The organism is Sphingomonas pituitosa NBRC 102491 (assembly GCF_001598435.1).
GTDB classification, from domain to species: Bacteria; Pseudomonadota; Alphaproteobacteria; order Sphingomonadales; family Sphingomonadaceae; genus Sphingomonas; species Sphingomonas pituitosa.
On record NZ_BCYY01000014.1, the window covers coordinates 138615 to 146963 of the forward strand.

The 8349-nt window shown below is 68.5% G+C and carries 7 protein-coding genes and 1 pseudogene; 6 read left to right on the forward strand and 2 right to left on the reverse strand.

Annotated features, from left to right (window positions below):
* The first annotated feature begins 18 nt into the window (after nucleotides 1-18).
* Nucleotides 19-651: a trimeric intracellular cation channel family protein gene (locus tag SPI01S_RS12855; RefSeq protein WP_066722911.1), complete on the forward strand. Its 633-nt coding sequence runs from the start codon at nucleotides 19-21 to the stop codon at nucleotides 649-651.
* 147 nt (nucleotides 652-798) lie between these two features.
* Nucleotides 799-1293 carry a PEPxxWA-CTERM sorting domain-containing protein gene (locus SPI01S_RS21860; protein WP_084253442.1) on the forward strand — a complete coding sequence of 165 codons (495 nt, stop codon included), beginning with the start codon at nucleotides 799-801 and terminating at the stop codon, nucleotides 1291-1293.
* Between the two features lie 54 nt (nucleotides 1294-1347).
* Here SPI01S_RS21860 and SPI01S_RS12865 read toward each other — a convergent pair whose 3' ends face one another.
* Nucleotides 1348-2406, reverse strand: coding sequence for a mannose-1-phosphate guanylyltransferase/mannose-6-phosphate isomerase (locus SPI01S_RS12865; RefSeq protein WP_174539105.1), 1059 nt, complete (start codon nucleotides 2404-2406; stop codon nucleotides 1348-1350).
* A gap of 167 nt (nucleotides 2407-2573) precedes the next feature.
* On the opposite strand from SPI01S_RS12865, the gene SPI01S_RS12870 reads away from it, so the two are divergent.
* The 3 genes from SPI01S_RS12870 to prsR are packed head-to-tail and all read left to right on the forward strand — an operon-like array spanning nucleotide 2574 to nucleotide 7353.
* A complete protein-coding gene (locus SPI01S_RS12870) occupies nucleotides 2574-3962 on the forward strand; it encodes a TIGR03013 family XrtA/PEP-CTERM system glycosyltransferase (protein ID WP_066722917.1) in 1389 nt (462 codons plus the stop codon).
* Nucleotides 3962-6004 carry an XrtA/PEP-CTERM system histidine kinase PrsK gene (gene prsK / locus SPI01S_RS12875; protein WP_066722920.1) on the forward strand — a complete coding sequence of 681 codons (2043 nt, stop codon included), beginning with the start codon at nucleotides 3962-3964 and terminating at the stop codon, nucleotides 6002-6004. The genes SPI01S_RS12870 and prsK overlap by 1 nt, the downstream gene beginning before the upstream one ends.
* Nucleotides 6001-7353, forward strand: a complete 1353-nt coding sequence (gene prsR, locus SPI01S_RS12880) for a PEP-CTERM-box response regulator transcription factor (protein WP_066722922.1) — start codon at nucleotides 6001-6003, stop codon at nucleotides 7351-7353. Before prsK ends, prsR begins: the two co-directional genes overlap by 4 nt.
* Before the next feature lie 34 nt (nucleotides 7354-7387).
* Here prsR and SPI01S_RS12885 read toward each other — a convergent pair whose 3' ends face one another.
* A complete protein-coding gene (locus tag SPI01S_RS12885) occupies nucleotides 7388-8065 on the reverse strand; it encodes a c-type cytochrome (protein ID WP_066722925.1) in 678 nt (225 codons plus the stop codon).
* A 102-nt stretch (nucleotides 8066-8167) separates the two neighbouring features.
* Between SPI01S_RS12885 and SPI01S_RS12890 the strand changes: the two are divergent.
* Nucleotides 8168-8349 (forward strand): annotated as a pseudogene (locus SPI01S_RS12890) (prephenate dehydratase); the annotation flags it as partial.

Sequence of the window (8349 nt, forward strand, 5' to 3'; positions counted from 1 at the left end):
GCGCGGCAAAGCGAGGCGATGAACAGTTCGGTCGCCGCCCAGATCGGTCCCATCCTGCCGTGGCTCGACCTGTTCGGCATCGCGGTGTTCGCGGCGACCGGTGCGCTCGCCGCCACCCGCCACCAGCAGACCATCGTCACCGCCACCTTCTTCGCGCTGATCACCGGGGTGGGCGGCGGCACCGTGCGCGATCTGCTGATCGGCGCGCCGGTCTTCTGGGTGCATGATGCCTCGGTGGCGTCGCTGTGCCTGGGCATGTCGGCGATCGTGTGGATCACGCCGCAGCATTGGTGGAGCGACCGCACCTTCGCCTGGCTCGATGCACTGGGGCTGGCCGCCTATGCCGCATTCGGCGCGGCCAAGTCGCTCGGCTACGGCATCCCGCCGGTGCCGGCGGCGGTGATGGGCGTGGTGACGGCGTGCGTCGGCGGCATTATCCGCGACGTGCTGGCGGGCGAGCCGTCGATCCTGATGCGGCCCGAACTCTATGTGACTGCGGCGGCGCTCACCGCGTCGCTCTATGTGCTGCTCAGCCTGCTGGGCCTGCCGCCCTATGTCGCGGGCCTCGCATCGGCTGCGGCGGGCTTCGCGCTGCGCGCCGCGGCGATGGTGTGGAAATGGGGCCTGCCCGCCTATCGCACCGGGCGCTAGGGCCCGGCGACGGCGAAAACCGCCAATTCGGCGCAACCTTCCCATATGCGTATTCTTGCATGTATCGCGGATGCGCTGGTACGATCCCTCCGCAACACGCTCGTACCGCGTCTGACTTCTGGCAAAACAGAAACCAGTGGAGGATCCATGAAAGGAAAGACCTACTTCGCCGCCTGCTGCATAGCCGCACTTGTCGCGGCCGGATCGGCGTGCGCTACGCCGTATCAGTTCGTCGTCACGGGGAGTGAGACGATCCGCTTTGTCCTCGACTCTTCGCCAACGCCTGACATTTCCATTCCGGGTAGCTTTTTCGTTTTCAACAGCGTGAGCGGTACCGTCGACAACCAGGCCGCTACTTTCGATCTCGGCTTTGGCAGCGCGAGTTATCTTAACAACTTCGGGCTGTTCAACAACAGCGTCGGACCGAGCGTGTTTGGCACCGGTTTGCCGCTCTACACCGGCACCGAGGCAGCGCCGACCTTCAAGCTGGGCACGTTCGCTCTCGACGCCGGTTACAGCCTCACCATCTCGGGCGTTCCCGAACCGACGAGTTGGGCGATGCTGCTGATCGGCTTCGGCGCGCTCGGCACCGTCGTGCGCCGGCGGCGGAACATCACCGTGCGCGTGCGTTTCAGCGGCTGATTCTGTCGCAGCGCCGCCGGTCCGGTGGACCGGCGGCAGCCTTCATGAGCAGCTTCAGTCCTTCATCGCATCGATCAGCTTCTTCACTTCCTGGCTGCGGCCGCGCGGCAGCACCAGCACGTCGGCGCCCGAGACGACGACGATCAGGTCCTGCACGCCAACCAGCGCCACGCGCTTGCCGGGCTCGCTCTGCACCAGGCAGTTGGTTGCCTCGATCGCCACCACGTCACCGCGCACCACGTTGCCACCCGCATCGGGATTGCTGATCGCGTGCAGCGCATCCCAGCTGCCGACATCGCTCCAGCCCATCGCCACGGGCACGACTGCGACGCGCGGCGCCTTTTCCATCACCGCATAGTCGATCGAATCGGACGGGCAGGCGGCGAAGCTCTCCGCATCGGGAAAGATCCGCGAGCCCTCGCGGCGGGCCTTGTCCATCGCCTGCTGCGCAGCGACCAGCATTTCGGGCGCGAACACACTGAGCGTGCCGAGATACATGTCGGCACGGAACAGGAAGATGCCGCCGTTCCAAGCGTGGTCGCCGGAAGCGAGCATCGCCTCGGCCCGGTCGCGCGGCGGCTTCTCGACGAATCGGTCGACGCGGTGGACGCCGGGCGCGAGTTCCTCCTCGCCGATCTTGATCCAGCCATAACCGGTCTCGGGCGTGTCGGGGGTGATGCCGAAGGTAACCAGCCAGCCTTCGTTGACCAGCGGCAGCGCCAGGTCGATCGCCGCATGGAAGGCGGCCACGTCGGAAATCACATGGTCGGACGGCATCACCAGAATGGGCTCGCTGCCACCCCCGGCCGCCATCGCCGCCAGCGCGATCGCGGGCGCGGTGTTGCGGCCGATAGGCTCGAGGATCAGCGCCTTCAGCCCGATGCCGACACCGCCAAGCTGCTCCTCGACCAGTTCGGCGTGGAAGGCGTTGGCGACGATGATCGGATCGGTGAATCGTTCTCCCGACGCGCGGCGCACGGTCAACTGGAGCATGGTCTCTTCGGCAGTAAGCGACAGCAGCTGCTTCGGCCGTTCGGGCCGTGACATGGGCCAAAGGCGCGTTCCCGACCCACCCGATAGGATGACGGGCGTGATCGGCTTCGAGTCCGACATTCGATGAAGCTCCTTCGTTTGTACCTGCAAGCAATTGCTAGAAAAGCCCGTCTGAAACAAGCAGCCGGCAATTTTGTTACGGCCAGGAGAAATTTGCTGGCGGCGAAACGGCTCGCACGCCGTCGCAATCGGTTTCGTTTACCCTTCTGCGGTATCTAGGTCGCGCCATGATCCGCCTGTTCAAGCATTATGTTCCGAACACCGTGCTGCTGCTCGGTCTGCTGGACGTAATCCTGCTCGTCACCGCGGGCGAGCTGGGCTGGCAGCTGCGGGCGCACCAGGCAGGACTCGACGTGGGCCCCATTCATGAACGGGTACCGCAGCTGGCCAGCTTCACGCTGGTCCTCGAAACGGCACTGGTCGCGCTGGGCATCTATGGTGCCGAGGCGCTCCAGTCGCTCCGCCAGGCCCTGGTGCGGCTGCTCGTCTCCATCGGGATGGGCGTGCTGGGCCTCAGCGTCCTCTATTTCCTGCTGCCGCCGATCGGCTTCTGGCGCTCCAACCTGCTCTATGCCGCGATCACCGCCTTCGTGCTGCTGCTGATGATGCGCGTGCTGCTGGGCAAGACGCTGGGCAGCCAGGCGTTCAAGCGCCGCATCGTCGTGCTCGGCGCAGGGCCCCGCGCGGCGCGGCTGAAGCAGCTCTCCCGCGCGCCCGGCGCCAGCTTCGCGGTGGTCGGCTATGTCGCGATGAGCGAGGCCAACCGCGTGATCCCGGAGGCGATCGCCCGCGACGCGATCTACAATCTCGCCGACCATGTCGTGCTGCTCAACGCCAGCGAAGTGGTGCTGGCATTGGAGGAGCGCCGCAACGCGCTGCCGCTGAAGGACCTGCTGCGGATCAAGACCACCGGCGTCCATGTCAACGAGTTCTCGACCTTCCTGGAACGCGTTACGGGGCGCGTCGACCTCGACAGCGTCAACCCCAGCTGGCTGATCTTCTCCGACGGCTTTTCCTCCGGGCGGCGGATGTCGGGCCTGTTCAAGCGCCTGTTCGACATTCTCGCCAGCCTGGCCCTGCTGGTGCTCGCCTTCCCGCTGGTACTCGTGACCGCGGTGCTGATCAGGCTGGAGAGCCGCGGCCCCGCCCTGTACCGCCAGCAGCGCGTCGGCCTGTACGGCCAGGCGTTCGATGTGCTCAAGCTCCGCTCGATGCGCCAGGATGCCGAGGCTCCCGGCGAAGCGGTGTGGGCAGAGAAGGACGATCCGCGCATCACCCGCGTCGGCCGCATCATCCGCAAGATCCGCGTCGACGAGCTACCGCAATGCTGGAGCGTGCTGAAAGGGGAGATGAGCTTTGTCGGCCCCCGCCCTGAACGCCCCAGCTTCGTCGAGGATCTCGAACAGGTCCTGCCCTATTATGCCGAGCGGCACATGGTGAAGCCCGGCATCACCGGCTGGGCGCAGATCAACTACCCCTATGGCGCCTCGATCGACGATGCACGCCAGAAGCTCGAATACGACCTGTTCTACGCCAAGAACTATTCGCCGTTCCTCGACCTGCTGATCCTGCTGCAGACCGCGCGCGTCATCCTGTTCCCCAGCGGGGCGCGCTGATGCTCACCGCGGCGCTGAGCCTGTGGCTGCATGCCCTGGCGGCATTGCTCTTCGCGCTCCTGCCCTTCGCGGCGCTGCGCACCGGCGGCACCACGTTGCCCCGCCGGGCGCTGGCCGCGGCACTGGCGCTGACGGCGCTGGCGGCGCTCGCCACCGCCGGGATCGGCGCGGAGGATGTCGTCACCCGGCTTGCCGAAGCCTTGCGGACGTTCGCCTGGCTGGCCTTCCTGCTGCTGCTCCACCGCCGCGCCGGCGAGCCGCGCCCGCCGCTCGCCCTGGGCACGGTCTATGGCGTCGTAGCCCTGGTCACCGTCGCGGCGACCCTGCTGGACATGATCGCGGCGCAGCCGTCCGCGGTCGCCGCCGACGCCGGATCGGTGGCGTTGCTGCTGCACCTGCTGGTCGCGGTGGGGGTGCTGGTGATGGTGCAGGCGCTCCATGCCGCGCTCGCCCACACTGCCGGCGGCGGGCTGCGCTGGACAGTGGCCGCGCTCGGCGGGTTCTGGCTGACCGAGTTCGCCATCCTCACCCTCGCCTATCTGGGGGTGCCGCTCACCGGCCTGCTGCTCGTCGCACGTGGGGCCGCGCTGGTCTGTGCGGCAGCGGCGATGGGGCTGGGGCTGCAGCGGCGCGGGGATTGGCGGGTGCGCATGTCTCGCACCGTCGCCTACCAGTCGCTGACACTGGTCGCGGTGGGCGCCTATTTCGTGCTGCTCGCCCTCGCCACCAGCGCGCTTGCGACGCTGGGCGGCAGCCAGGCCCGGCTGCTCCAGACCGCCTTCGTCTTCGGCGCGACCGCCGCGATCCTGACCCTGGTGTCGAACAGCGCCTTGCGCGGCTGGGTGAAGGTGAAGCTGGCCAAGCACCTGTTCCGGCACCGCTATGACTATCGCGCCGAATGGCTGCGCTTCACCGAGACGCTGGGCGCGCCGGGTGCCGCGCCGCTCGACCAGCGGATCGTCCGCGCACTGGCCGATCTCACCGACTCGCCCTCGGGACTGCTGCTGGTGGCGGAGGACGGCGCCCTCGTGGCCGGGGCGGGCTGGCATTGGGACCGTGCCGTGCTGCCGCTGGCCGGCGATACCGCGCTGGCGACGCATCTGGAGACCACCGGGCGGATCATCGAAGTGGATGCCGTGCGGCAGGACCAGGCCGATGCCGCCGATGCCGGGGCCACGCCGGCCTGGATGCGCGACACGCCCGCCGCCTGGGTGGTGGTGCCGCTGCTCCACCGCGGCACCCTGGTCGGCGCCATCCTGCTGGGCCGCCCGATCCTGGCGCGGCGACTGGACTGGGAGGATTTCGACCTGCTCAAGGCCGCCGGCCGGCAGGTGGCAAGCTATCTTGCCGAGGCACGTGCCCAGGAAGCGCTGGCCGAGGCGCAGCGCTTCGACGAGTTCAACCGCCGATTCGCCTTCCTGCTCCACGACATCAAGAACCTGGTCAGCCAGCTCGCGCTGACTGCGCGCAACGCCGAGCGCCACGCCGACAACCCGGCATTCCGCGCCGACATGATCGCGACGCTGCGCGACTCGTCGGACCGGCTGAACGCGCTGCTCGCCCGGCTGGGCCAGCATCATCGCAGTCGCAGCGAGCCGCCACGGCCCACGCCGCTGTTGCCGCTGGTCGAGCGTCTCGCAGCCCGCCAGCCGGCGCAGGTAAAGCTGGTGTCCGGTGCCGAGCCGATGGTGGCGCTTGCCGAGCCGGGTGCGCTCGAGCAGCTGCTCGTCCACCTGATCCAGAACGCCATCGAAGCGAGCCCGGCGGAAGCGCCGGTGACGCTCGCGCTCGCCACCGACAAGGAATCCGCCATCATCGACGTGATCGATCGCGGCTGCGGCATGTCGCCCGGCTTCGTCCGCAACCGCCTGTTCAAGCCGTTCACCTCTTCCAAGCCGGGCGGCTTCGGTCTCGGCACCTTCGAGGCGCAGCAGCTGGCCCAGGGCATGGACGGGCGCATCGAGGTGAATTCGCGCGAGGGCCAGGGCACGCGTTTCCGGGTGGTGCTGCGCGCCGTTCCCCCGGTGGAGCAGGCGGCATGAGCGAGGCGTTGCCCAAGCTCTTGATCGTCGAGGACGATGCCGGCCTCCAGCGCCAGCTGCGCTGGGCCTATGAGGGCTATACGATCCTTGCCGCGACGACGCGCGAGGAAGCGATCACGATGCTGCGCGCCGAGGAGCCGCCGGTGGTCACGCTCGACCTGGGCCTGCCGCCCGATCCGGACGGTACCAGCGAAGGCTTTGCAACGCTCGAGGCGATCCTCAAGCTCGCGCCCGCGACCAAGGTGATCGTCGCCTCCGGCCATTTCGCACGCGAGTCGATGCGCCGCGCGATCGAGCTGGGCGCCTGGGACTTCTACCAGAAGCCGATCGACATCGATGCGCTGGGGCTGATCGTCGCCCGTGCCTTCCACGTTCATGCGCTGGAGGCGGAGAATCGCCGGCTCGCCGAGCGCGCCGAGGCCAAGGCCGTGCTGGGGGGCATGATCACCGCCGCGCCCGAGATGCTGAAGGTCACCCGCACGATCGAGCGGGTGGCGGGCGCCGACGTCTCGGTGATGCTGCTCGGCGCCAGCGGCACCGGCAAGGAGCTGCTCGCCCGCGGCCTGCACGAATCGAGCCCGCGCAGCAGAGGCAGCTTCGTCGCGATCAACTGCGCGGCGATTCCCGAGACCTTGCTTGAATCCGAGCTGTTCGGCCATGAGAAGGGCGCGTTCACCGGCGCGGTGAAGACCACGGAAGGCAAGATCGAGCTGGCGCAAAGCGGCACGCTGTTCCTCGACGAAGTCGGCGACATCCCGCTGCCGCTGCAGGTCAAGCTGCTGCGCTTCCTGCAGGAGCGGGTGATCGAACGGATCGGCGGGCGGAAAGCCATCCCGGTCGATACGCGGATCGTCTGCGCCACCCACCGCGACCTCGACGCGATGGTCTCGGAAGGGCGGTTCCGCGAGGATCTCTACTACCGCCTCGCCGAAATCGTGGTGCGCATCCCCTCGCTCGCCGAACGACCGGGCGATGCCGGGCTGCTCGCGCGGCACTTCCTCGCTTTATATGCCGAGCAGATGCGCACAGGCGCCAAGAGCTTCGCCCCCGATGCGCTGGCGGCGATCGACGGCTGGGGCTGGCCGGGCAACGTCCGCGAGCTGGAGAACCGCATCAAGCGCGCGGTGATCATGGCCGAGGGCAAGATGGTGCATGCCGAGGATCTCGACCTCGCGCCCGGCGACGCGGCGGCGATCAACCTGCGCGCGGTGCGCGAGGCGGCCGACCGCCAGGCGATCCGGCACGCGCTGGCGCGGAGCGACGGCAACGTCTCCGCCGCGGCACGGCTGCTGGGAATCAGCCGTCCGACACTGTACGACCTGCTGAAGGCGTATGATCTGCAGGCCTGATCCCCCTGCCGCGGGCGGGAGGGGAATTGCGCCTCTACTTCTTCTTCTCGGCCTGCACCGCCGCCTGCGGGTCCTTGGCGGGGGTGCCTTCGCCCGGCGTCGCCTGCTGGACGTTCACCGACACGTCGGCGCCTTCGGCCGCGCTGTTGCTCTGCACGCCGGCATTGTCCGGCTCGGAGCCCGCGGCGGGGGCCGCCGGCAGCGGCAGGTTCGAGCCCTGCTTGTTGAGGTAGAGGATCACGTCGGCACGGAGCTGCGGGTCCGAGATGCCGGCGAAGGTCATCTTGGTGCCCGGTGCGAACTTGCGCGGGTTGCTGAGCCAGGCATCCATCTTGTCCAGGTCCCAGCTGCCGCCCACGCCCTTCAGCGCGTCGGAGAAGGCATAGCCGCCCTTGCCCTGCGCGATGCCCTCGCCCAGCGTGGCGTACAGGTTCGGGCCGATGCCGTTGGCGCCGCCCTGCGCGATGGTGTGGCACGAAGCGCACTGCTTGAAGCCGCTCTCACCCTTGGCGAGGTCGCCCTTGGCGAGGCGCACCGGCAGCGGCTCGGCCGCCGCGGCGCCGCCGGCGGCATCTTCTACCGCCTCGACGACATAGCCGGGGCGTTCAGGCTTTTCGGAATGGAAATACTTCGCGCTCGCGATCGAAAGTCCCAGGGCGGCGATACCACCCGCCAGCGCCCAACCCGCGATCGTATTGAAGCGATCCTGCATTCATCCGCTCCCACCTGTGCTTTGGTTCATCTTTAGAGCGCGCCCGCGCCCGAAGGCAAGCGGACTTGCGGCGGAGTTCTACGGAGGCTAGCCCCGCCGCCCATGGAGAATTTCGCCGCCCCCGCCCGCCCGATCGTCGCCCGCATGCTTGCCGAGGCCGAGGCTGCGCCGGCGCGCGCGGTCGCGTATCAGGGCGCGCCGGGCGCCAATTCGCACGTCGCGGTGCGCGAAGCCTTTCCCGATGCGCTGCCGCTGCCCTGCTTCTCGTTCGACGACGCGATCGA

What these genes read in the sequence shown, in the direction of transcription:
- SPI01S_RS12855 (WP_066722911.1), top strand. Translation starts at nt 19, where the DNA reads ATGAACAGTTCGGTCGCCGCCCAGATCGGTCCCATCCTGCCGTGGCTC.
- SPI01S_RS21860 (WP_084253442.1), top strand. Translation starts at nt 799, where the DNA reads ATGAAAGGAAAGACCTACTTCGCCGCCTGCTGCATAGCCGCACTTGTC.
- SPI01S_RS12865 (WP_174539105.1), bottom strand. Translation starts at nt 2,406, where the DNA reads ATGTCGGACTCGAAGCCGATCACGCCCGTCATCCTATCGGGTGGGTCG.
- SPI01S_RS12870 (WP_066722917.1), top strand. Translation starts at nt 2,574, where the DNA reads ATGATCCGCCTGTTCAAGCATTATGTTCCGAACACCGTGCTGCTGCTC.
- prsK (WP_066722920.1), top strand. Translation starts at nt 3,962, where the DNA reads ATGCTCACCGCGGCGCTGAGCCTGTGGCTGCATGCCCTGGCGGCATTG.
- prsR (WP_066722922.1), top strand. Translation starts at nt 6,001, where the DNA reads ATGAGCGAGGCGTTGCCCAAGCTCTTGATCGTCGAGGACGATGCCGGC.
- SPI01S_RS12885 (WP_066722925.1), bottom strand. Translation starts at nt 8,065, where the DNA reads ATGCAGGATCGCTTCAATACGATCGCGGGTTGGGCGCTGGCGGGTGGT.